Here is a 21462-nt window from a genome sequence, read left to right on the forward strand (position 1 = left end):
ACCTTTCGTCCTGACATCCGAACCTCTCGTGGAAAGCACCCATGCACCAGCACTCATCGCCCCGTGCCACCCTGCGCCGCAGATCCGCCCTCACCGCCCTGACGGCGATCGGCGCCTTGCTGCTGAGCGCCTGCTCCGACGCACCCGACGCCGACACGCCGGCATCCGGCACCGGCGCACCGGTCGACGGCGGCACCCTGCGCTACGCCCTCGCCGGATCGCCCGCCACCGCCAGTGACGACCCGCACGGCGGTCTCGGCAACGAGTCCGACGTCCTGCGGTTCGCCCTGACGTACGACGTGCTCACCGTCCCCGGCGAGGACGGCAGGACCCGACCGCGGCTCGCCACGTCGTGGAAGCCCAACGACGCCATGACCCGCTGGACCTTCACCCTGCGCAAGGACGCCCGCTTCACCGACGGCACGCCGGTACGCGCCGCCGACGTGCTGTACTCCCTGCGGCGTATCAGCAGCAAAGCCGCCGAGAACTACGGCCGGCTCGCCGACTTCGACATGGAGAAGTCCACGGCCCGCGGCGAGTACACCGTCGTCCTGGCCACGCGCGCCCCGATGGCCGACGCGCCCCGGGCCCTGGAATCCGTCACCTTCGTCGTACCCGAGGGCACCAAGGACTTCTCCCGCCCCGTCACCGGCTCGGGTCCGTACCGGGTGGAGCGGACCGGCGCCCAGACCACCGTCCTGGTCCGCAACGACAAGTGGTGGGGCGAGCGACCGCACCTGGACCGGATGGAGATCCAGGCCGTCGCCGACCCACAGGCGCGGGCCAACGCCGTCGCCTCCGGACAGGCCGACGTCGCCGGCAGTGTCAGCCCCGCCGCGGTCAAGAGCGCCGGCTCCTCGGCGAAGACAGAGGTGATCCGGCGGAACGGAGTCACCGAGTACCCGTTCATCATGCGCCTGGACACCAAACCGTTCGACGACCCCAGGGTCCGCGAGGCGTTCCGCCTGGCGGCCGACCGCAAGGCCCTGGTCGACACCGTGTTCCTGGGCTATGGCAAGGTCGCCAACGACCTTCCCACCCCCTACGACCCCTCGGCCCCCGAGGACCTGCCGCAGCGCACCCGCGACGTGAAGAAGGCCAGGAAACTGCTGGCGGAAGCGGGCCACGCCCACGGACTGTCCGTCACCCTGCACACCACCACCTCCTACCCCGGTATGGACACCGCGGCCACCCTCTACGCACAGCAGCTCTCCGACATCGGCGTCCACGCCGAGGTGAAGGTCGAGCCCGCCGACACCTACTGGACCGCCGTCTACGCCAAGAAGGCGTTCTACACGGGCTACTACGGCGGCATCTCCTTCCCGGATCTCGTCCGCGTCGGGCTGCTGTCCGATTCCCCGACCAACGAGACGGCCTGGCGCAGCAAGACCTTCGACAGCGGCTTCGCCCGGGCCATGTCCACCGCGAACGAGGCGCGGCGCAGGCAACTGCTCTCGGGCATCCAGCGTGAGCTGTGGAAGGACGGCGGCTACGTCGTCTGGGGCACCGGGGACGGCCTGGACCTCGCCGCGCCCGGCGTGCGCGGACTGCCCGACGGACCCGGCTTCCAGCGCATGTTCATCGACCAGGTGTGGATGGCCAAGTGACCCTGCGCACTGTCAGCCGTGGCCTGCGTCCGGTCGGCCGCGCCGCGGCCCTGGCCGTCGCCGTCACGGCCGTGGTCTTCACGGCCACCGAACTGCTTCCCGGCGACGCCGGGGAACTGAGGACGGCGGGTCGGGCCTCCGCGGAGGACGTCGCCGCGGAGCGCGACCGGCTCGGGCTGGACCGGCCCGCCATGGTGCGCTACCTCGACTGGCTGTACGGCGTGATCCGGGGGGACCTGGGACACTCGCTGGCGGGCGGGCGGCCGGTGGCCGCGCTGTTCACGGAACGGCTGCCCGCCACCGCCGTCCTGGTCGCAGTGGCGCTGGCCGGCACCGTGCTGCTGACCGTGGCGGCCCTGACCGTCACGTACCTGCGCGGCGGCCGGGGCGGCTCGGCCGCCACCGGGCTGGCCGCCGTGCCGCAGCCGGTCTACGCGGCGGTGCTCGGCGCGGTCCTGGCCGGGCTGCTGGGCTGGCTGCCTCCCGTGTCCCTGCTTCCGCCCGGCGCCTCGCCCCTGGCCGATCCGCGGCTCCTGGCGCTGCCCGCCCTCACCCTGGCCCTGCCCTCGGCCGCGTTCGCCACCGTCCTGCTGCGTGGAGCGATGGGCGACGCCCTGCGCCGTCCCCACGTGACCGACGCGCGGCTGCGCGGCCTGCCCGCCCCGCTGGTGCTGTACCGGCACGTCCTGCCCTTCCTGTACGCGCCGGCGCTCCAGGTGACAGCCCTGCTGGCCGGCGGCCTCATGGCCGGAACCGCCCTGGCGGAGACGGTGTTCGGCTACCCGGGCACCGGTCAGCTCCTGGTGTCGGCCGTCGCGGTGCGAGACGTTCCCGTCATCCAGGCCGCGGCCCTCCTGCCGGCTGCCGTCCTGCTGCTGGGCATGCTCCTGGCCGACCTGGCCGCCCGCCGCACCACGGTGCCGGGCCCGGCGCGGCATGGCGGCCAGGCCGTGCCGGAAGCCGCGGAAGGGGGCGGGTGATGGGCCGGTCCGTGCCGTCCTTCCCGGCCGCCGCCCGCCGTACGGCGCCCTGGGCCGCGGCCGTCGTCCTGCTGGTGTGCGTACCGCTGGGCCGGTACGCCGCTCCCCACCCGCCGGAGCGTACCGTCGCCGCGCCCTGGGCACCGCCCGGCGGACGGCATCCGCTGGGCACCGACGTCCTGGGGCGCGACGTGCTGTCCCGGGTCCTGGCCGGAGGCACCCAGCTCCTGACCGTATCTCTGCTCGCCGCGACCGCCGCTGTGGTCTGCGGCACGGCCCTCGGCCTCGCCGCGGGCTGGTCGGGCGGCCGCACCACCCGTGCCGTGCGGGCCCTGTGCGATCTGCTGCTTGCGGTCCCCGCCCTCGTCCTGGCGCTGGTGCTGGCCACGGCGCTGCCCGGGGCCACGGCGGTCATGGTCGCGGCGGTGCTCGCGGGTGCGCCGCTGACCGCACGGGTCGTCGCCACCCAGTGCGCGCAGCTGCGCGACAGCGGTCATGTGCACGCCGCCGTCGCACGGGGCGAGCGCACACCTGCCGTTCTGCTCCACGAGGTGCTGCCCGCCCTGCGTCGCCTCGTCGCCGCCGACGCCGGGCTCCGGCTGGTCACCGCACTACAGATCGCGGCCGCTCTCTCCGTCCTCGGTCTGGGACCCCAACCCCCGGCTCCCGACTGGGCCCTGATGCTCAGTGAGAACCTTCCCGGCGCCGCGCTCAACCCCCTGGCACTGCTGGCCCCCGCCGTTCCCCTGGCGGGCTGCGCCTGGGTGTTCGCCGCGGCCGCCCGGACGGCCGCCCGCAGGCCGGGGGAGGCGGTATGACGGCCCACGTCCCCACTGCGTCGGACGCAACCGCCCGTACGCCCCTGCTGGCGGCCGAGGGCCTGACTGTCCGCCTCACCCGTGACGGCGCGACGATGCTGCCACCGGTCGACGTGACTGTCGGCTCCGGGGAGGTACTGGCCGTCACCGGCCCATCCGGCGCGGGAAAGACCACCCTGCTGCGCGCCCTGCTCGACGTCCTTCCGGACGGCCTGCACCGCGCGGCAGGCACAGTGCGCTGGAGCGGGGCGGCGGTACCGCGGGGCCGGGCGGCCAGGCGGTGGCGGCGTGCCCGGTGCGGCGTGCTGGGCCAGGACCCTGGCGCGGCCTTGAACCCGCTGTGGCGGGTGGACCGGCTGATCGGCGAGGAGTTCACCGGCGACGCCGCCGCCCGCGCACAGCGGGTCGAGGCCCTGATGCACCAGCTGGGCCTTCCGCCCGGGCTCGCCTCCCTGCGCGCGGGGGAACTCTCCGGCGGGCAGGCCCAGCGGGTCGCCCTGGCCCGAGCCCTGTGTGCCGACCCCGAACTGCTGGTACTGGACGAGCCGACCTCGGCGCTGGACCGCGCCACGGCCGATCTGGTCGCCGAAGTGGTGCGCTCCCGGCGAGGTGTTCCCGGCCGGGGTGTCGTCCTGGTCACGCACGAGGCCCGGCTGGCCGCGGAACTGGCCGACCGGACCCTGGTGCTCGCCGCCGACCCGCGGCCGGCCCCAGGCCCGGCACCCCAGGCACGTTCGGTACGGAATCCGATCCGGCCGACCACCCAACCCCCGGTGCCGGTGACCGGGCATCCGTCCCCGCCTGCGTGGGCCGCCACCGTCCCGTCACCGTCCCCCGTGCTGTCGGCGCACGGCCTGACTCTGCTCACCCCGGACGGCACACCGCTGCTCCACCCCAGTGACCTGGAACTGCCGGCAGGCGGCTGGCTTGCCGTCATGGGAGCGTCGGGCACCGGAAAGACGACACTGCTGCACGCCCTGGCAGGCCGCCGCCCACCGGCCGGCGGACAGTTGCTGCTGCACGGACGCCCGCTGCCCTGGGCCACCCGCCTGCGTGGCCCGCGGATGCTGCGAGCCGTCCAACTGGCCGGGCAGGACGCGTTGACGGAACTCAACCCGGCGCACACCGCCGGCCGGTCGGTGGCCCGGCCGCTGAAGGTGTTCCACGGCATGACCGGAACCGCCGGGCGGGAACGGGCGAGAGAACTCCTCGAAGCCGTGGGACTCCCCGCCGAACTGTCCGACCGCAGACCGTCGACGCTCTCCGGTGGCCAGCGCCGTCGGGTCGTCCTCGCCCGGGCCCTCGCCGCCGGCCCCGAAGTGCTGCTCCTCGACGAGCCCACCGCGGGCCTGGACCCGGCCTCGGCGCGCGTCGTCCTCGACCTGCTGGACCGGCTGCGCAGGAGCGGTCCGGCGGTCCTGACCGTCACCCACGACGCCGACACGGCCGCCCGCGCCGACCGCGTCCTGCACCTGACCGGGCGCCGCCTGACCACGGGGTCGCCCGTGGCCCCCGACCATCCCCACGACGATCGAACGGAGCACCCCGGTGTCCGACAACAGTACGGCTGACCACACCGCACGGATCGCGGACCTACTGTCCGCCCACCCCTGGGTGGCGCGGGCACGCCCCGCACCCGACGGCGGCGTCCTGGTCGTCCCGCACCCGAGCGCCGTGGCCGCCTCACCCCAGCCGGGCCCCCTGCTGCGCGAGCACCTCGAACAATGGGCCGAAGTCTACGAATGGGTGTACGAAACGGGGGAGGGTCGGCACGCCGACGACCTGGACCTGTCCGGATGGCGGGCATCCGACACCGGGGCGCCGCTGCCCGAGGCCCACATGCGCGACTGGGTGGACCGCACCGTGGACCTCGTCCTGGCCCAGAACCCGACCAGACTGCTGGAACTCGGCTGCGGCACCGGCCTGCTCGCCCACCGCCTGCACCCGCGCCTGGACGGGTACGTGGGCACCGACGTCGCCCAGGTCGCGGTGGACCGCCTCACCGCCGCGGGCCTGCCCCGCACCGGTTTCGTCCGGGCCGCCGCCCACGAGACGGCCTCCTCTCAGGTGTGGGACGCCATGGACGCCGTCTTCGGTCCCGATGTGCTCCCCGACTGCGTGCTGCTCAACTCGGTCACCCAGTGCTTCCCCGACCTGGCCTATCTGAGGGCCGTTCTGCACGGCGCGCTGTCCGCCGTCCAGGACGGCGGCACCGTGGTCGTGGGGGACATCCGGCACTCCGGCCTGCTGCTCGACCACTTCGGTCGGCTGGAACGGGCGCGTGACCCCGAGGCGGACGACACGACGATCGCCGCCAGGGCCGCGGCGGCCGCTGAGGCGGACGAGGAACTGTCCTTCACCCCCGCGGCTGTCGCCGCCGCGGCCGCCGCCCAGCCGCGGCCGGTCCGCATGAGCGTCCACGCCCGCACCATGGCCGAGGACACCGAACTCACCCGCTACCGCTACGACGTCGTCCTGCACGTCGGCCCGCACACCGGCGGACCGGGCGCTCAACGTGTGCGCCGGACGTCCTGGGACGAACACCGGGGGAGCGACGTGCGGGAAGTGCTGCGCGGTGCGCTCGCCGGTGGTCTCGTCGTCGTCCACGGCATCCCCAACGCCCTGCTTCGCGACGCGCCGGGGGCGGTGACCCCATACGCCCTGCGCCAGGCCCTGGACGGAGTGGACGCCGCCGTACTGCTCGACGTCGCCGACCCCCGCATGCTGGCCGTGGCGGCTCCCGCACACTGCGCCCCCGCCGCGGCCGAGGACACCCCGATGCCCTCCGGTCCGGCCGCCCACGAGCCGTTCCCCCTGTTCGTACGGCGCCGCCTGCCCGAAGTGCTGCGCGACCACCTGCGCCAAGCCGAGCCGCACGCGACACCGCCGGCGATCACCGTGGCGGACGGCATGGAGGACGGCCACTCGTGAACGAGGCGCTCACCGACGCCGCCCTCACCGGGCTGCCAGGCGTGAGGGACTGGCAGCTCCTTGGTGACGACGAGCAGGACACCCTGTTGGTGGCAGGACCGCCTCCGGCCACGGGGGAGATATCCGCGGGCCAGGACGACGCCCGCGCCGCGAGCCGGGCCGCGGACGCCGGCGACACCGCCGTACGCGGTACCGACCTGGCCGCTCTCCCGGCACTGATGCGGCAGCTCGACGAGACGGCATTGCTGACGATGGCCCGGGTGCTGGACCGGACCCGCCTGTTCCGCGACGGTGGCCGACACGGCACCGACGAGGTCCTCGCAGCCCTGGCGGTCGCCCCCCGGCACGCGTGGATCGTACGGCGCTGGCTGCGCACCCTGACCGCCGAGGGCCGGCTCGGCCTGGACGCGTCGACGAGCCGCCACCACTCCCTGGAGGTGCCCGACCGCCGCGACCACGCCCGGGCGCTGCGCGAGCTGGACGCCGCCTGCCGGGGCCTGGGCTACCCGGCGTCCATGACCCGCTTCTTCCGGGCCGCGGCCGAACGGCTGCCGCTGCTCCTCCAGGACCGCGCGACCCTGCACGAGGTGCTCTTCCCCGACGGGGAGACGAACACCGCGCAGGGCAACTACCGCGACAGCGTCCCCAGCCGCTGGGCCAATCACGCAGCTGCGTCCCTGATCGCCCAAGAGACCCGCCGACGGACGGCACCGACTCCTCTGCGCGTCCTGGAAGCGGGGGCCGGAGTGGGCGGTACCACCGGCACCGTCCTGGAAGCCCTCGGCGACACCCCCGTCGACTATCTCTTCACGGACGTCTCCCCGTTCTTCCTGCGAGCGGCCAAGGACGTCTTCGGCGACCGCCCCGGACTGCGGCACGCCCTGTTCGACATCCAGGCCGACCCGCTCGCGCAGGGCTTCGAGGCAGGCTCCCAGGACGTCGTCCTGGCGGCGAACGTCCTGCACAACGCACGGCACGCCGGCCGGTCCCTGGCAGCCCTGCGGGAGCTGCTGGCCCCCGACGGACTGCTGGTCCTCGTCGAATCGTGCCAGGAGCACTACCAGGCGCTCACCTCCATGTACCTGCTGATGTCGCCCGCGCCCGACGAGCAGGGCTGGTTCACGGACCTGCGAGCCGACCAGGACCGGGTCTTCCTCACCGCCGATGAGTGGACGCGGCAACTGGACGCGGCGGGCTTCGACCCGCTCCCCGTCCTGCCGCACGAAAGACATCCCCTGGCCGCGGCCGCGGGCCAGCGTGTCATCGCAGGTCGTGTCAGGGCCCACGGCGCCAGACCGGACCCCGGCCGCGTTCGCGCCGCGCTCGCCGACCGGCTGCCACCTGCCGTTCCCCTCCCACGGGTCCACGCCGTGGACGACATCATCCGCACCACCCTCCCGACTGGAGCTTCCTGTTGACCTCCTCCTCCGCCCCCGACCTCACCGCCGACGCGCGGACGGCCCCGGCCGATCTCGTCGACGCCGTCCGCGCTGTCTGGGCCGACGCCCTGGAGACCGACCTCACCGCCGTACCGGCCCATGCCAGCTTCCTGAGTCTGGGAGGCGACTCCGTCCTGGCCGTCCGCATGGCTGCGATGCTGCGCAAGCGGCTGGGCACGCCGCTGGCCCTTGCGGACGTCCGCGTCGAGCAGAGTGCCGCGCAGCTCGCCGCGCTCGTCCACGAACGCAGCACCGGCTCCGCAACCGGCGCGCTGCGCCCGCTGCCCCTGGACCTGCGCCGACGCGAGGACCCGGACGCCCCGTTCCCGCTCCTGCCGCTCCAGCAGGGCTACTTCGTGGGCCAGCAGGACGCCTGGGAGCTGTCCTACCGCTCCGCCCACCACTACGTGGACATCGGGCTGGAGGACATCGACGCCGACGAAGCCCCCGAAGCGCTGCAGGACGCCCTGGAGAGACTGGCCGAGCACCAGGCCGTCCTGCGGGCCCGGATCCTGCCCGACGGCCGGCAGCACATCCTGCCCCTGGACGATCCGCAGGCGATACCGCAGCTGCAGGTCACCGACCTGCGCGACGCCGACGAGGAGACGGCCGCCGCACGGCTCGCCGAGATCCGGCACGAGATGAGCACCGAGGGCCCCGACCCGTCCCAGGGTTGCGGCCTGGACATGCGCCTGACTCTGATGCCCGGCCACCGCGCGCGGCTGCACTCCTCCACCAGCCTGCTCATCATCGACGGCTGGTCCTCCAGCGTCTTCTACCGCGATCTTTTCGCCCTGGTCTCCGACTACAACGCCGTCCTCGCCCCCCTGGACATCGACTACGGCGACTACGTGACGACCCTGCGGGACCTGCCCGGCACACGGGCGTGGCAGCAGGACCGCGACTGGTGGTGGGACCGGCTCGACGGCTTCCCCCTGCCGCCGGCCCTGCCGCTGGTGGCCGACCCCGGGGAGGTGCGCCCTACCTTGATGGGTACCCGGCAGGCGGTGCTGGACCCGCAGTGCTGGTCGGCGCTGCGCCGTCTGTGCACCGAACACGGCGTGACCCCGTCGGCGGCGATGTTCGCCGCCTTCTCCGCGGCCGTCGCCCGGGCCTGCGGCCACCGCCGCTTCCTGCTCAACACCCTTCAGCTGAACCGGCTCCCGCTCCATCCCGACGTGTCCAGGCTGGTGGGAGCCTTCTCCTCCACCATGCTGCTGCCCGTCGACCTGCCGCCGGCCCCGGTCTTCGCCGACCTCGCCACCCAAGCCCAGCAGGAGATCGGCGACGCGCTCGCCCACAACCTGATCACCGGGGTGGAGGTCTCCCGCGAACTGGGCCGCCGGCGAGGCACCCACCGTCCGGTGGCCCCCGTCGTCTTCCAGTCGACCCTGGGCGTGGACGCGGCGCTGGGCAGCGAGGTGCCGCAGGAGGCGGGACCGCTCGGAGTGATCGACCTGCTGAGCCACCACCAGCAGCTGCGGACGCCTCAGGTGGCCCTTGAGGTCCGGCTGTTCGAGCTGCGTGGCGAACTCGTCGTCGCCTTCTCGCTGGTGGAGGAGCTGTTCGCGGGCAAGGACGTCGACCGTATGTTCGGCGATCTCATGGCCACCGTGGAGTCGCTGGTCGAGCCGGACGGCTGGTCCACCCTGGTCGAACTGCCGGAGGCGGTCGACGGTGAGCAGGCGGAGACGACCCGGCTGGCACCCGGACGACGCCTGTCCGTACCCGCGACGGCGGCCGACGGAGCGGAGCCGGGACCGCCCCGGGACGAGGTGGAACGGGCCGTCGCCGCGCACTGGCAGAAGCTGCTGGACTGTGCGGTGGACGAGCGCACCGCCGACTTCTTCGCGCTCGGCGGCGACTCGCTGCTCGCCGTGCGGATGCTCGCATCACTCGCCCGGGAGGGACTGGGGCGGGTGACACCGCGCCGCTTCCTCCGGCAGCCGACGGTGGCGGGACTCGCCGCCGCGTTGCGGGAACCGGACGAACGGTGAGTGGAGTGCGGCGGGGGCGGAGGCCGTCCCCGCCGCACTCCGGGGTCAGCCACCCAGGCCGGCGTCCTCGCGGAAGAGTTCCTGGTCCAGCCAGACCGCGGCACGGGCGCCGTCGGCGGCACCCGTGATCACGAAGGTGAGGGCGTCCGGCAACGCCTCCAGACGGGCGGTGTCCCCGGCCGCGTACACACCCGGCACGGACGTGCGCTGGAACTCGTCCACCCGCACACAGCCGTCCGGCAGGATTCGGCACCCCAACTGCTGGGCCAGCAGGGAGTGCTGACGAGTGGGCGCCCGATGGTAGACGCCTTGCCGTTCGAGGACCCGGCCGTCGGCGAGGACCAGGCGGAGTGCACCTGCCTCGCCCTCGATCCGGGTCACGGCCGTCTCCTCCACGGTGATACCGGCATCGGCGAGCTTGCCCGCGGCCTGTTCGGGCACCGGGTGTCCGTTGGTGCACACGACCACGTCGTCACTGAAGCGGTCGGCCACGTACAGGGCCTGCATGACCTGCGGCAGTTCATGCCCGAGGACGGCCAGGCTCATCCCGCTGGTCTCCCAGCCGTGGCAGAACGGGCAGTGGTACACCCCCCGGCCGAACAGCGCGGACAGCCCTTCCACTTGCTCGTCGAGCTCGTCGACCTGACCCGTGGCGAGGACCAGTTTGCGGGTCCGCTCCACCGCGCCGTCCGTCAGCGTCAGGGCGAACCCCGGCGGCTCGGACACGGCGGCCGTGACGGTCGCCTCACGTACGACCACGTTCGGGTAGGCGCTGAGCTGCTCCCGCCCTATGCGGCGCAGTTCTGCGGGCGGGAACCCGTCACGGCTGAGAAACATGTGCATCTGCGCCGCGGGCGCGTTGCGCGGGCGGCCCGAGTCCAGCAGGAGGACCCGCCTGCGCTGACGCCCTGACACCAGCGCGGCGTTGAGGCCCGCAGGCCCCCCGCCGACCACGATCACGTCGTACATCGTCTGTCACTTCCTCCGTAGTACGCCACTGTAGCTGTGATGATAGTTATCATTTTCAGTTACCGGCCTGGCGGTGGGGAAGGCGAGGGGCGCAGGTACAGGGGCCCTCATGCCGCATTTTCGATGTGGTCACACAGGCCGAGCCGCGGCACGGCGCGGACTACGTCGACGCTGCCGGTGAGGAAAGGGTCGTGGCGTGGGCGCTGGGCGTCGCGAGAGCGCCGGACTGGTGGCGGCGGCCGATGAGGACGTGCGGCGACGCGGGGTCTGGCGCGGGCAGGAGTGCTCTTCCCGCGCTCCGCCGGGCGAGCGCTTCCGGCGGGTGCTTCGCTGCTCGGGGGTGCACACGGTTCGCCGTCGCTCTGGGGTGGGCGTCCGGGCACGCCAGGCATGCCCGGACGGCCGAGGAAGTGGTGTGGGTCACCAACTACTCTTGGTCACGCCGGGGAGCTCGCCCGCGTGGGCCATCTCGCGTACGCGGATGCGGGACAAACCGAAGGCGCGCAGGTGGCCGCGGGGGCGGCCGTCCACGCAGTCGCGGTTGCGCAGGCGGGTGGCGCTGGCGTCGCGGGGCTGTCGGCGCAGTTCCCTCTGGGCGGCGGCCCGTTCGTCGTCGGACGCCTGGGGTGACGAGATGATCGCCTTCAGCTCGGCGCGGCGCGCGGCGTAGCGGGTCACGACGAGGCGTCGCTGTTCGTTTTTCGCGATCTTGCTCTTCTTCGCCATCAGACTTTCCCGCCCCGGGCGCGGATGCGGGCCACCGCGGCCTCGATGCCGATCGTGTCGACCGTCTTGATGCCCTTGGCGGAGAGGGTGAGCCGGACGTGGCGGCCCTCGCTCGGCAGCCAGTAGCGCTTGCGCTGGATGTTGGGGTCGAAGCGGCGCTTGCTGCGCCGGTGGGAGTGGGAGATGTGATGGCCGAAGCCGGGCTGTCGATCGGTGAGTTGGCAGTGGGCGGACATGTTTCCTCCTCGTGCGTGGATCGTGGTCCCGTGTGCGGTTCTTGCGGGGTCGGGCGATCGCGACCTGGTACGGGGCAGCACAGTAGCAGCTAGATGAAAATGAAAACCAATCTCTTGTATAGTGCGTGTCCATGCCCAGAAACGAACTGCGCCCGATCATCAAGCTGAGGTCCACCGCCGGTACCGGCTACACCTACGTGACCCGCAAGAACCGCCGTAACGACCCCGACCGCCTGACGCTGCGCAAGTACGACCCGGTCGTCGGCCGCCACGTCGACTTCCGTGAGGAGCGCTGAGTCGGCGGCCCGGCGGGCGTCGGCGTGCGCGACCGGGCGGTAGGCGGGGTGGATTCCGGGCTTCACGATGTGCTCGTCGCCGGACTCGACACCCCCGGCCTTCGGGTCCTCGCCGCCTGCACACGTGCCGAGGCGGACTACGACATCCACGAGTTACTTCCCGAAGTACTCAACGAACTCGGCCTCACCTTTTATCCGCTCGCCAGCGATGTCGGCCAAGAGGCCGCCGCCCGAGCGCTCGCACGCCGCATACTCGCAGGCGAGCTGACACCTCGGGAGTTCACATTCCGTATTCACCAGCGATACGGACATGAGCTGCCCCTGACTGAGCGGCTCGCCGAACTCGATGACGAGTACGACGTCCTCGAACACGGCGACAGAACTGTGGACCAGATCGATGGCGAGGTCACGGCCGAAGCCCGCCGCCTCGCAGCCCACCCCCACGTTCCAGCCGAACCCACGGACGCGCCCAGCTAATGCACACGGGCCGACCCGCGAGTTCCCGCTGAACAGGCTTCAGTTTCCCTGAACCCACCGGGCTCCAGGGATCCAGCCAAGGTGAGCCCAAAAGCCGCCACGAGATGATCTTGGAGTCCTGAAGGCTGGTCAGGGTGCGGTAGGCATCGCGCGGGCGAGCGGCGCCAGGTTTCCGTACAGGGCGGCGCGCAGGGCGGCTGCGAGTTCGCGGGCCCGGCCCTCCTCTGCCGCGTCGTGCAGTACGAAGTAGACCGGCCCCGCGGAGGAGTCCGAGCGGATCTCGCCGGCGCGGATCAGCTGGATGACCGCGGCGCGGACGGCGTCGTACACCGAGTCGGCGACGGCGTGCTGCGGGGCGGTGATCATGTCGGGCTTCACCGTCCAGTGCTCGCCCAGAGACTCGATGGCGACGAAGGCGGCGTCCTGCTCCTGGGCCTGCCGGTACGCCGCCTTGAAGACCGCCATGCCCGTCGCGTCGGGAATGAGGTGGGCGGGGCAGGGAGCCGGCAGCGGCTGCATGAGAACCATCGTGCCAGGCGCGCGGGACGGCGCGGACGTCGACACGGCAGGCGTGTGCCTTGCCCTGTGGGAGTCAGGGGCGCTCGTTTCAGGGGCCGCTGGGGCTCGTACGAGGCGCTGTCCGCGGACTACCTCGAGGCGCTCCAGGGCATGCCGGTGCTCCGGGCCGCCGGCGCGGTCACCCGCACCCGAGCGCGCCTGGAGGAGCGTTCGGCGGCCTTGCACCGTGCCACCGTCGCCAAGCTGCGGGTCTCACTCGTCGACACCGGCATCACGGACCTGGCCGTCCAGGGCGGCACGGTCGCCGCCGCGCTCGTCGCATGCGCCTCCGCCGCATCCGGCCGGACCGCCCCCACCGGCACCTACCTCGTCCTCATGCTGGCCTCCGAGTGCTTCCGCCCGATCCGGGACCTGTCACGCGAATGGCACGCGGGCTACCTCGGCCTCTCGGCCGCCGACGGCATCACCAAGCTCCGCACCGCGCAACCCGCCGTACGCGACGAAGGCACCGGGCCGGCTCCGCACCAACCGCCCGAGATCCGCTTCGACGACGTGCACTTCACCTACCCGGGCGCCGCACGCCCCGCACTGCGCGGGATCACGTTCACCGCCGACCCAGGCCGCACCACGGCCATCGTCGGTCCTTCCGGCGCCGGCAAGTCGACACTCCTCGCGCTCCTTTTGCGCCAGTGGGACCCGGACGGCGGGAACATCACCCTCGACGGCACGAACCACACCGCCCTCACTCTCGCCTCTCTTCGACGCGGCATCGCGGTCGTCTCCCAGGAGACCTACCTCTTCCACGCCTCCGTCGCCGACAACCTCCGCCTGGCCCGCCCCGACGCGACCGACGAGGAACTGTACGCGGCCGCCGGTGCCGCCGGCATACACGACGAGATCACGCGGCTGCCCGACGGCTACGACACGCAGGTCGGCGAGCGCGGTGCGACGCTCTCGGACGGTCAGCGCCAACGCCTGGCGCTCGCCCGGGCCTTGCTCGCCGGCGCGCCGGTCCTGGTTCTGGACGAGGCCACGAGTGCGGTGGACGAGCGCCGTGAGTCGCGCATCGGCCGCGAGCTGCTCCGTGCGGCGCGCGGCCGCACCTGCCTGGTCGTCGCCCACCGCCTCGCGTCCGTACGGGACGCCGACCGGATCGTCGTCCTGGACGGCGGTCGCATCGACGGGGTCGGGACGCACACGAGCCTCCTGGCACAAGACGGTCTGTATGCGCGGCTGGTATCCGCGGGACGCACTCAAGAAGGTAGGGCGGCGTGACCACCATGGCGACCGGGACCGAACGCGGTGCCCTGCGAGCCCTGCTGCCGGTGCTGGCGGCGCACAAGGCCATGACGGCACGGACTCTCGGTGCGGCGCTCCTCGATCAGGCGGCGCTCGTCGCGCTGGTGACGCTCGCCGCGCACACCGTCGGTACCGCGGTCATGGAGCACTCCGTCCCGGCACCGGTCACCGTCACCGCTCTCATCGCACTGGTTCTGGCGCGATCGCTCGCCACCTGGCGGGAGATGGACCTGTCACACGACCTGGCGTACCGGGTGCTGGCCGAGCTGCGCGTACGGGTCTTCGACGGGCTGGCCCGCAGCGCGCCCGCGCGGATAGCCGGCCGACGCAGCGGCGACCTCGCAGCGGCGGCACTGGCCGATGTGGAAGCGCTGGAGTTCTTCTACGCGCACGCCGTCGCCCAGATTCTCGCCTCCGCCACCGTCTTCGCGGCCGGCACCGCGGTGCTGGCCGTGGTCGACACCTGGCTGCTGGCCCCGATCGTCCCCGCTGCCGGGTTGCTGGTCCTCGCGCCGCTGCTGGACGGCCGGGCGCGGGCGACGCGCGGTGCCCGCACGCGCCGGGCAGCCGCCGAGCTGTCCGCAGAGGCGGTCGAGACCGTCGACGGGCTACGCGAACTACTCGCCTTCGGCGCGCTGAAGCAGCGGCGCGCCGATCTGCGCAAGCAGGGCGAGCGGCTGGGGGAGGCACAGAGCTCCGAGCACGCGTGGGAGGCGGGCGCGGCAGCGGTGCGCGACCTGCTCGTGGTGGCGGCAGTCGTCGGGGTGGTGGGGGCGGCCGCGCACTCGCTCAGCGGGGCATGGGCACCGGCCGCCATGGCACTGGCGCTCGGCGTGCTCGCCCCGGTCGCCGACTCCGCCACCGCGCTCGGCCAGGCGGCCGGGCTGCGCGCGGCGGCCTCCCGCGTCGGCGCGGCGATCCGCGCCCGGGCGGGGGCACCCGCGCCCGCCTCGCCCCGCCCGGCACCGACCGGACCCCTGGGCATCCGGATGCGGGGGGTTCGCTTCGACTACGGCGGGGCGCCCGTGCTCGCCGGTCTCGACCTGACGGTCCACGCCGGCGAGACCCTCGCACTGGTGGGGGCGTCCGGCACCGGCAAGTCCACCTGCGCGCATCTGCTGGCGCGCTTCTGGGATCCGACGCAGGGCTCCGTCGAGCTGGTCGGGGCCGGCGGTTCGTCCGTCGACATACGGCAGCTCACGGAGGAAGAACTACGCCATACCGTCTCGGTCGTCGGCCAGGACACTCCGCTCTTCCACGGCACGCTCGCCGACAACCTCCGCCTGGCCCGCCCGGACGCGACCGAAGAGGAACTGCACGCGGCCGCCCGCGTCTGCGGCGTCGACCGGATCGCCCAGGCCCTGCCCGACGGATACGACACACAGGTCGGCGAGCGCGGCGCGACGCTCTCCGGCGGGCAGCGCTCCCGCATTGCCCTGGCGCGGGCGCTGCTGACGAACCCACGGGTCCTCGTCCTGGACGAAACAACGGCCCACCTGGATACGGCGGGGGACGCGGAGCTGTCCGCGGCACTCGCGGCCGCGTCCCGGGGGCGCACGACGGTGGTGATCGCTCACCGGCCGACGACCGTGCAGCGAGCGGACCGGATCGCGGTCCTGGAGAACGGTCGGATCGCGGAGACCGGCACATGGGACGAACTCTCCCGTGCGGGCGGGGCGTTTTCCCGAGTGCTCACCCGATGAGCAGGGGAAGGCCACCCGACGGCTGACGGGTCCGCGAAGCGGTGCGCGGCGTCCCGGCCGCCCGCCGGGGCGATGATGGCAATCCGGGGATGTCACGACGTGAGGGTGGCGGTACGCCCGGGGCTGCTCCCGGCACGTCGCGCGCTTCAACTGCCGCCCGGGCATCTTGGGTGACCGGGCGGCTGCCGGGCCGGGCGGCGCCGTGGCTGCGTCCACCGCCCGGCCCGGGGTCTTCAGACGCCCGCTACGGCCTCGGGGTGTTCGTGCTCGCAGGTGTCGTCGATGCCGTGGGTGTCCCAGGCGGGGAACGGGTCGACGGGCGGCAGGTTCTCGCCGTCGGCCATGAGGCAGTCGGTCAGTGCAGCGTGCAGTGCGTCCGCGTGCAGATGCGTGCCGATGAAGACCAGTTCCTGGCCTTCCGGGCTGTCGGTGTCGCGGGCGGCGGAGGGCTCGAAGCGTGCGACGGAGCCGGCCTGTGACCACAGGCCCGTCACCTGCGGGCGGCTGGCCAGCGTGAAAAACCCCTTGGAGCGCAGGATCTGCCCGTACGCGCCGCTGTCGAGCTCCTGGGTCACGAACGTCCACAGCCGGCCGGGGTGGAACGGCAGTTCGGCGCGGAAGACGGTCGAGGAGATCCCGTACTCCTCGGTCTCGGGAACGTGGTCCCCGTTGAGCTCCATCACCCATCCGGGGGCCTGTTGGGCGCGTTCCAGGTCGAACAGCCGGGTGCCCAGTACGTCGGCGGCCCGCACGCGGCCGTGGACAGCCGGGACGACGCGCGCGACCGGATTGAGGCGGGTGAGCGTGGCCCGCAGTCGGTCCGCGGTCTCGTCGTCGACGAGGTCGAGCTTGTTGAGCACGATGACGTCGGCGAACTCGACCTGGTCCATCAGAAGGTCGCTGACGGTGCGTTCGTCCTCCTCGTACTGGTCCAGGCCGCGCTCGACGAGCTCGTCGCCGCTCGTCAGCTCGGGCAGGAAGCCCGCGGCGTCGACGACCGTGACCATGGTGTCCAGGCGGGCGACCTCGCCGAGGGTGGCGCCGTCGTCGCGGGCGAAGGCGAAGGTCGCGGCCACCGGCATGGGTTCGGAGATGCCGGACGACTCGATGAGCAGGTAGTCGAAACGGCCCTCGCGGGCCAGCCGGTCGACCTCCTGAAGCAGGTCGTCGCGCAAGGTGCAGCAGATGCAGCCGTTGGTCATCTCGACCAGGCGTTCCTCGGTGCGCGACAAGGCTGCCTCGCCGCCGCGCACCAGGGCAGCGTCGATGTTGACCTCGCTCATGTCGTTGACGATGACCGCGACGCGCAGCCCCTCGCGGTTGCCGAGCACGTGGTTGAGGAGAGTCGTCTTGCCCGCGCCGAGAAATCCGGACAGGACCGTGACGGGCAGTCGGCCGTAGCGCATGAACGGTCAGCCCTCGGGGCGCAGCAGGCCGCGCTCGTACGCCTTCACCAGCCGCTGGGGCACCAGGTAGGGGACGCCGTCGACGGTGATCGGGACGAGCGTCGGGGTGGCCGCCTTCCACTGGGCGCGGCGGTGGCGGGTGTTGCTGCGGGACATCTTGCGCTTGGGCACGGCCATGAGGTCCTCCTGGATCGGTGAGCACGCAGGACGTTACATGAAAACGAATCTCATTACTAATTGGCTGGCCGACTGACGAGCTTGGGGGAGTGGGCGGCAGCGCGTGCGTGCACACCCGTCGGCCTACAGGCGCTCCCGTCGGTCAGGCGGATTGCGGCGTCGGCCTCCTGGCTCCCCACCGCCGGGCGCGGTAGCTGCCCGCCAGTCGGCAGACGGCGTAGAGGGTGAACGAGATCGTCGTGACGTAAGGGCTGATGGGGATGCTGCTGCCCAGTGCGAGCAGGATGCCGCCCTCGATCGAGGCCACGGCGAAGGCCACGCTGAGCACCGGCAGCAGGACCGGCGATGCGGTTACTCGGGCGGCCGCCGCGGCGGGTGTGGTGATGAGGGCGAGGACCAGCAGCGCGCCCACGGCCTGTACCGACAGGGCGATGGCGAGTCCGAGCAAGAGCATGAAGGCGATCGACAGGCCACGCACCGGCACCCCGCGCGCCTCGGCGACGTCGGGGTCGGCGCTGGCGAAGGCAAGCGGTCGCCATATGGCCGCGAGGACGATGAGTACGACGGCGGAGGTGCCGAGCAGCCAGGTCGTCTGGGGTGTGTCCACGGCGACGATCTGGCCGGTGAGGAGGCCGAACTTGTTGGCCGCCCGGCCCTTGTAGAGGGCGAGGAAGAGCACGCCCAGGCCCAGGCCGAACGGCATGATGATGCCGATCACCGAGTTGCGGTCCCGGGCCCGCGCGCCCAGGACGCCGATCGCGCCGGCCGCGAGGAGGGAGCCGGTGATCGAGCCCGCCACGATGTTCGTCCCCAGCAGGAGCGCGGCCGAGGCGCCCGCGAAGGACAGTTCGCTGATGCCGTGCACGGCGAAGGGCAGGTCGCGCATGATGACGAAGACCCCGGCCAGGCCGCCGACCAGGCCGAGCACCGCACCGGCGATGAGCGATTTGCGCACCAGTGTGAGCAGTTCGCCGTAGTTGTCGAAGCTGAAGATCTGGTGCCAGATCCCGTCGGCGAGCGTCATGGGCGGACTCCGTCGGTCTCGCGGGTGTCGCGGGTCTCGTGGGTGTGAGGGGGAGGTGTGGCCGGCTCGCCGGGCGCTCCCGCGACCACGACCCGGCCGTGGACGCGGACGACGTCGACCCGCGTGCCGTACAACTCGGAGAGCGACTCGGAGGTCAGGACCTGCTCGGGGGTGCCGACCCGGTGGCCGCCGCCGGCCAGGTACAGCACCCGGTCCACCAGGCCGAGCACCGGGTTGATCTCGTGGGTCACGAAGACCACCGCCGTGCCGTGGGAACGGCGCCGGGCGTTGACGAGGCCGGTGACGGCCCGCTGGTGGTGCAGGTCGAGGCAGAGCAGTGGTTCGTCGCACAGCAGGATCCGCGGGTTGGTGGCCAGGGCCTGCCCTATGCGCACGCGCTGGCGTTCGCCGCCGGACAGCAGGCCGAGCGGGACATCGGCATACGCCGACGCCCCGACCGACTCGAGGATCTTGTCCACCCGGCGGCGGACGGCGCCGGTGCGCAGTCGCGGCCCGAAGCGGTGTCCGTCGATGCCGAAGCGGACGAGATCGCGGGCCCGCAGCATCGACTGCGCGGACAGGGCGGCCTGCTGGGGGACGTAGCCGATGCCCCGACTGGCCGCGCGGGGCGGCCGGCCGAGGACGGTCAAGGTCCCGGCCGACAGCGGCTGCCGGCCCAGCAGCGCCCGGACGAAGCTGGTCTTGCCCGCGCCGTTCGGTCCGAGCACAGCCACGAACTCGCCCGGGTACACGTCGAGTTCAAGGCCGCTCCACACCGTGCGGTCGCCGTAGGACAGGGCGGCGCCGCGCAGACTGATCGCCGCGGCGCCGCCCACGCGCCCGCCTCGCCGGGCTCCGGGCAGGGAGGCCATGCCCGGCCGCCTCACTTGTCCAGCGCGCTCGCGAGCGCGTCAACGTTGGCGGTCATCCAGCCGAGGTAGTCCTTGCCCTTCGGCAGGGTCTCGGTCACGGGTACCACGGGGATGCCTGCCGCCGTGGACGCCTGCTCGGCCTTCTCCGTCTGGGGGCCGGAGGTCTGCTCGTTGTAAACCAGAGCCTTGACCTTCTTGCCGGTGAACAGCGCCAGGGTCTCCTGCAGGACCTTCGGGGAGACGTCGCCGCCCTCCTCGATGGCCTCGCTGAACTCCGCGGGCGTCTTGTTGACCAGGCCGCTCGCCTCGATCACATAGAGCGGCACGGGCTCGGTGATGGCCACCGCATCGCCACCGTGCTCCTTCTTGATCTGGGCTTCCTTCGCTTCCAGCGGCTTCAGCTTCGCCTGGAAGGTGTCCGCGTTCTCGGTGAAGGTCGCGGCGTTCGCGGGGTCGGTCTTGCCCAAGGCGGAAGCGATGCTGTCAGCGATCTTGGCGACGCTGGGGAAGTCGTACCAGACGTGCTCGTTGAGCTCACCCCCATTGGGGGCGGTCCTGCCGGAGACCTTGACGGCGTTGATCACCTCCGCGGACGAGTTGCCGCCGCTCTTCAGCATCTTGTCGATGAAGTCGTCGTAGCCGCCGCCGTTCTCGATGACGACCTTCGCCTTGGACAGGGCCAGCTGGTTCTGGGTGTTGGCCTCGTAGGAGTGCGGGTCCTGGCTGGGATCGCTGATGACTGAGGTGACCTCGACGTGGTCGCCGCCGATCTGCCGGGCGATGTCACCGTACACGTTCGTCGAGGCGACCACCGGGACGGCCGACGAGGACGCCGGACGCTGCGCGCTCCCATCGCTTCCGGAGCCCGCTGAGCTGCCGCAGCCCGCCAGAAGGGCGAGGCATGCGGCGCCGGCTATCAGTGCCAGGCACCGGGACGGGGACGGGGGCATGGTTCCTCCATGACAGGTCGGGGCGGTGTCTTCACACGCGTGATGCGCGGCCGGTGCAGCACCGGGCGCGCATCACGCTAAATGAAAACGAATGTCAAAACCAAGTCGCTTCCCGTCCTACATGAAAACCGTTGCCAGTTATTGACGTGCTCGCCAGGCGTGCGATGCGGCGCAGTCCGGCTCCGGTCGGCAGTGGTTGCGGTGGCCCACTCCGAGGGTGCTGACGGGTTGGTGGACGTACCTGCCTTGTGTTGGCTCGCGGACGATGTCCGTTGCGTCAGTGGTCGTCCCAGTGCCCCTCGTGGGCGGCGTGGTGGTGGCCGTCGTGCACGTAGTCGACGTGGTCCTCGTGGGGCACGGCCACGTGTCCGCATCCCTCGCCGTGCTGGTGGTCGTGATTCTCGTGGGTGGTGTGGCCGGCGGTCACGCACTCGTCGACGTGGCCGTCGTGGGGCTTGTGGAGGTGCCCGTCGTGCACGTAGTCCGTGTGATCGCCGTGCGGGACGGCGACGTGGCCGCAGCCCTCGCCGTGGGTGTGGGCGTGGTCGTCGTGGGTGCGGTGTTCGGCGGCGGTGGCCATGCGCTGCTCCTGGGGTGCCGTTGGGTGGCCTGTGTGTGCTGCTGTCGCAGGCCGTGCATCGTCGGCTCAATATAGGGCAATCCAGGCATATGTGAGGGGAGTGTCGCGGCAGCTGGGACACACTGTCAGTCGAGGTCGCGCACGCCGAGGCGCAGGTGCTCGATGTGGTGGACGGCCTGGTCGAGGAGGTGAGCGACGTGGTCGTCGTAGAGGCTGTAGACGATGCGGCGGCCGTCGCGGCGGCCGGTGACCAGGCCGAGGGCGCGCAGCAGGCGCAGTTGGTGGGAGACGGCGGACTGTTCCATGCCGACGGCAGAGGCGAGTTCGCCGACCGGGTACGGGCGCTGCCGCAGAGTGGTGAGGATCAGCAGGCGGGACGGTGTGGCCAGGGCCTGGAGCGTCGTGGCGACGGAAGCGGCGGTGGCTTCGTCGAGCCGGGCGGCCGCGAGGATGTCG

General features: G+C 72.4%; 21 protein-coding genes and 1 pseudogene. 11 read left to right on the forward strand and 11 right to left on the reverse strand.

Annotated features, from left to right (window positions below):
* Nucleotides 1-41 precede the first annotated feature (41 nt).
* Genes ABZ818_RS30550 through ABZ818_RS30580 form a run of 7 tightly spaced genes read left to right on the forward strand, consistent with a single transcriptional unit; the run spans nucleotide 42 to nucleotide 9772 of the window.
* Complete coding sequence (locus tag ABZ818_RS30550) at nucleotides 42-1607, forward strand: ABC transporter substrate-binding protein (protein ID WP_361421633.1); 1566 nt, start codon at nucleotides 42-44, stop codon at nucleotides 1605-1607.
* A complete protein-coding gene (locus tag ABZ818_RS30555) occupies nucleotides 1604-2587 on the forward strand; it encodes an ABC transporter permease (protein ID WP_361421636.1) in 984 nt (327 codons plus the stop codon). The genes ABZ818_RS30550 and ABZ818_RS30555 overlap by 4 nt, the downstream gene beginning before the upstream one ends.
* Nucleotides 2587-3405, forward strand: a complete 819-nt coding sequence (locus ABZ818_RS30560) for an ABC transporter permease subunit (RefSeq protein WP_361421639.1) — start codon at nucleotides 2587-2589, stop codon at nucleotides 3403-3405. Before ABZ818_RS30555 ends, ABZ818_RS30560 begins: the two co-directional genes overlap by 1 nt.
* Nucleotides 3402-4976, forward strand: coding sequence for an ATP-binding cassette domain-containing protein (locus tag ABZ818_RS30565; RefSeq protein WP_361421642.1), 1575 nt, complete (start codon nucleotides 3402-3404; stop codon nucleotides 4974-4976). The genes ABZ818_RS30560 and ABZ818_RS30565 overlap by 4 nt, the downstream gene beginning before the upstream one ends.
* Nucleotides 4954-6336, forward strand: a complete 1383-nt coding sequence (locus ABZ818_RS30570) for a class I SAM-dependent methyltransferase (protein ID WP_361421645.1) — start codon at nucleotides 4954-4956, stop codon at nucleotides 6334-6336. Before ABZ818_RS30565 ends, ABZ818_RS30570 begins: the two co-directional genes overlap by 23 nt.
* Entirely contained in the window at nucleotides 6333-7754 is a 1422-nt protein-coding gene (locus ABZ818_RS30575) for a class I SAM-dependent methyltransferase (RefSeq protein ID WP_361421648.1), read from the forward strand. Before ABZ818_RS30570 ends, ABZ818_RS30575 begins: the two co-directional genes overlap by 4 nt.
* Nucleotides 7751-9772 carry a condensation domain-containing protein gene (locus ABZ818_RS30580; protein ID WP_361421651.1) on the forward strand — a complete coding sequence of 674 codons (2022 nt, stop codon included), beginning with the start codon at nucleotides 7751-7753 and terminating at the stop codon, nucleotides 9770-9772. Before ABZ818_RS30575 ends, ABZ818_RS30580 begins: the two co-directional genes overlap by 4 nt.
* A 45-nt stretch (nucleotides 9773-9817) precedes the next feature.
* Here ABZ818_RS30580 and ABZ818_RS30585 read toward each other — a convergent pair whose 3' ends face one another.
* The 3 genes from ABZ818_RS30585 to rpmB form a co-directional block, all read right to left on the reverse strand.
* The gene (locus ABZ818_RS30585) at nucleotides 9818-10741 is read right to left on the reverse strand and encodes an NAD(P)/FAD-dependent oxidoreductase (protein WP_361421654.1); all 924 of its coding nucleotides are present in this window, start codon (nucleotides 10739-10741) and stop codon (nucleotides 9818-9820) included.
* A 420-nt stretch (nucleotides 10742-11161) separates the two neighbouring features.
* Complete coding sequence (rpsN, locus tag ABZ818_RS30590; RefSeq protein WP_361421657.1) at nucleotides 11162-11467, reverse strand: 30S ribosomal protein S14; 306 nt, start codon at nucleotides 11465-11467, stop codon at nucleotides 11162-11164.
* The gene (rpmB, locus tag ABZ818_RS30595) at nucleotides 11467-11703 is read right to left on the reverse strand and encodes a 50S ribosomal protein L28 (protein WP_361421660.1); all 237 of its coding nucleotides are present in this window, start codon (nucleotides 11701-11703) and stop codon (nucleotides 11467-11469) included. The genes rpsN and rpmB overlap by 1 nt, the downstream gene beginning before the upstream one ends.
* A gap of 131 nt (nucleotides 11704-11834) precedes the next feature.
* Here rpmB and rpmG point away from each other — a divergent pair, with 131 nt between their 5' ends.
* Nucleotides 11835-11999, forward strand: coding sequence for a 50S ribosomal protein L33 (rpmG, locus tag ABZ818_RS30600; protein ID WP_361421663.1), 165 nt, complete (start codon nucleotides 11835-11837; stop codon nucleotides 11997-11999).
* Nucleotides 12000-12023: 24 nt separating this feature from the next.
* On the forward strand, nucleotides 12024-12476 hold the full coding sequence (locus ABZ818_RS30605) for a hypothetical protein (protein WP_361421666.1): 453 nt from the start codon (nucleotides 12024-12026) through the stop codon (nucleotides 12474-12476).
* A 129-nt stretch (nucleotides 12477-12605) separates the two neighbouring features.
* Here the strand turns inward: ABZ818_RS30605 and ABZ818_RS30610 are convergent, their stop codons facing one another.
* Nucleotides 12606-12995, reverse strand: a complete 390-nt coding sequence (locus ABZ818_RS30610) for a hypothetical protein (protein WP_361421669.1) — start codon at nucleotides 12993-12995, stop codon at nucleotides 12606-12608.
* Between the two features lie 99 nt (nucleotides 12996-13094).
* On the opposite strand from ABZ818_RS30610, the pseudogene ABZ818_RS30615 reads away from it, so the two are divergent.
* Nucleotides 13095-14270 (forward strand): annotated as a pseudogene (locus tag ABZ818_RS30615) (ABC transporter ATP-binding protein); the annotation flags it as partial.
* A 5-nt stretch (nucleotides 14271-14275) separates the two neighbouring features.
* The gene (locus ABZ818_RS30620; RefSeq protein ID WP_361421687.1) at nucleotides 14276-15997 is read left to right on the forward strand and encodes an ABC transporter ATP-binding protein; all 1722 of its coding nucleotides are present in this window, start codon (nucleotides 14276-14278) and stop codon (nucleotides 15995-15997) included.
* A gap of 233 nt (nucleotides 15998-16230) precedes the next feature.
* On the opposite strand, the gene ABZ818_RS30625 is transcribed toward ABZ818_RS30620, so the two are convergent.
* The 7 genes from ABZ818_RS30625 to ABZ818_RS30655 form a co-directional block, all read right to left on the reverse strand.
* On the reverse strand, nucleotides 16231-17403 hold the full coding sequence (locus tag ABZ818_RS30625; RefSeq protein WP_361421672.1) for a GTP-binding protein: 1173 nt from the start codon (nucleotides 17401-17403) through the stop codon (nucleotides 16231-16233).
* Nucleotides 17404-17409: 6 nt separating this feature from the next.
* Complete coding sequence (gene rpmF / locus ABZ818_RS30630) at nucleotides 17410-17580, reverse strand: 50S ribosomal protein L32 (protein ID WP_030069935.1); 171 nt, start codon at nucleotides 17578-17580, stop codon at nucleotides 17410-17412.
* Nucleotides 17581-17722: 142 nt separating this feature from the next.
* Nucleotides 17723-18604 carry a metal ABC transporter permease gene (locus ABZ818_RS30635; RefSeq protein ID WP_361421675.1) on the reverse strand — a complete coding sequence of 294 codons (882 nt, stop codon included), beginning with the start codon at nucleotides 18602-18604 and terminating at the stop codon, nucleotides 17723-17725.
* Nucleotides 18601-19476 (reverse strand): ATP-binding cassette domain-containing protein, encoded by an 876-nt coding sequence (locus ABZ818_RS30640; RefSeq protein ID WP_361421678.1) that lies wholly within the window; start codon nucleotides 19474-19476, stop codon nucleotides 18601-18603. The genes ABZ818_RS30635 and ABZ818_RS30640 overlap by 4 nt, the downstream gene beginning before the upstream one ends.
* An 11-nt stretch (nucleotides 19477-19487) precedes the next feature.
* On the reverse strand, nucleotides 19488-20426 hold the full coding sequence (locus ABZ818_RS30645) for a zinc ABC transporter substrate-binding protein (protein WP_361421681.1): 939 nt from the start codon (nucleotides 20424-20426) through the stop codon (nucleotides 19488-19490).
* 277 nt (nucleotides 20427-20703) lie between these two features.
* Nucleotides 20704-21006, reverse strand: a complete 303-nt coding sequence (locus ABZ818_RS30650) for a hypothetical protein (protein WP_361421684.1) — start codon at nucleotides 21004-21006, stop codon at nucleotides 20704-20706.
* Between the two features lie 125 nt (nucleotides 21007-21131).
* Nucleotides 21132-21458 carry a metalloregulator ArsR/SmtB family transcription factor gene (locus tag ABZ818_RS30655; protein WP_361421690.1) on the reverse strand — a complete coding sequence of 109 codons (327 nt, stop codon included), beginning with the start codon at nucleotides 21456-21458 and terminating at the stop codon, nucleotides 21132-21134.
* Nucleotides 21459-21462 lie beyond the last annotated feature (4 nt).

It is taken from the genome of Streptomyces sp. NPDC047453 (assembly GCF_040643155.1).
GTDB lineage: Bacteria > Actinomycetota > Actinomycetes > Streptomycetales > Streptomycetaceae > Streptomyces.

Coding starts and splice junctions, on each gene's coding strand:
- ABZ818_RS30550 (WP_361421633.1), top strand. CDS start 42: ATGCACCAGCACTCATCGCCCCGTGCCACCCTGCGCCGCAGATCCGCC.
- ABZ818_RS30560 (WP_361421639.1), top strand. CDS start 2,587: ATGGGCCGGTCCGTGCCGTCCTTCCCGGCCGCCGCCCGCCGTACGGCG.
- ABZ818_RS30565 (WP_361421642.1), top strand. CDS start 3,402: ATGACGGCCCACGTCCCCACTGCGTCGGACGCAACCGCCCGTACGCCC.
- ABZ818_RS30585 (WP_361421654.1), bottom strand. CDS start 10,741: ATGTACGACGTGATCGTGGTCGGCGGGGGGCCTGCGGGCCTCAACGCC.
- rpsN (WP_361421657.1), bottom strand. CDS start 11,467: ATGGCGAAGAAGAGCAAGATCGCGAAAAACGAACAGCGACGCCTCGTC.
- rpmB (WP_361421660.1), bottom strand. CDS start 11,703: ATGTCCGCCCACTGCCAACTCACCGATCGACAGCCCGGCTTCGGCCAT.
- rpmG (WP_361421663.1), top strand. CDS start 11,835: ATGCCCAGAAACGAACTGCGCCCGATCATCAAGCTGAGGTCCACCGCC.
- ABZ818_RS30610 (WP_361421669.1), bottom strand. CDS start 12,995: ATGCAGCCGCTGCCGGCTCCCTGCCCCGCCCACCTCATTCCCGACGCG.
- ABZ818_RS30620 (WP_361421687.1), top strand. CDS start 14,276: ATGGCGACCGGGACCGAACGCGGTGCCCTGCGAGCCCTGCTGCCGGTG.
- ABZ818_RS30625 (WP_361421672.1), bottom strand. CDS start 17,403: ATGCGCTACGGCCGACTGCCCGTCACGGTCCTGTCCGGATTTCTCGGC.
- rpmF (WP_030069935.1), bottom strand. CDS start 17,580: ATGGCCGTGCCCAAGCGCAAGATGTCCCGCAGCAACACCCGCCACCGC.
- ABZ818_RS30635 (WP_361421675.1), bottom strand. CDS start 18,604: ATGACGCTCGCCGACGGGATCTGGCACCAGATCTTCAGCTTCGACAAC.
- ABZ818_RS30640 (WP_361421678.1), bottom strand. CDS start 19,476: ATGGCCTCCCTGCCCGGAGCCCGGCGAGGCGGGCGCGTGGGCGGCGCC.
- ABZ818_RS30645 (WP_361421681.1), bottom strand. CDS start 20,426: ATGCCCCCGTCCCCGTCCCGGTGCCTGGCACTGATAGCCGGCGCCGCA.
- ABZ818_RS30650 (WP_361421684.1), bottom strand. CDS start 21,006: ATGGCCACCGCCGCCGAACACCGCACCCACGACGACCACGCCCACACC.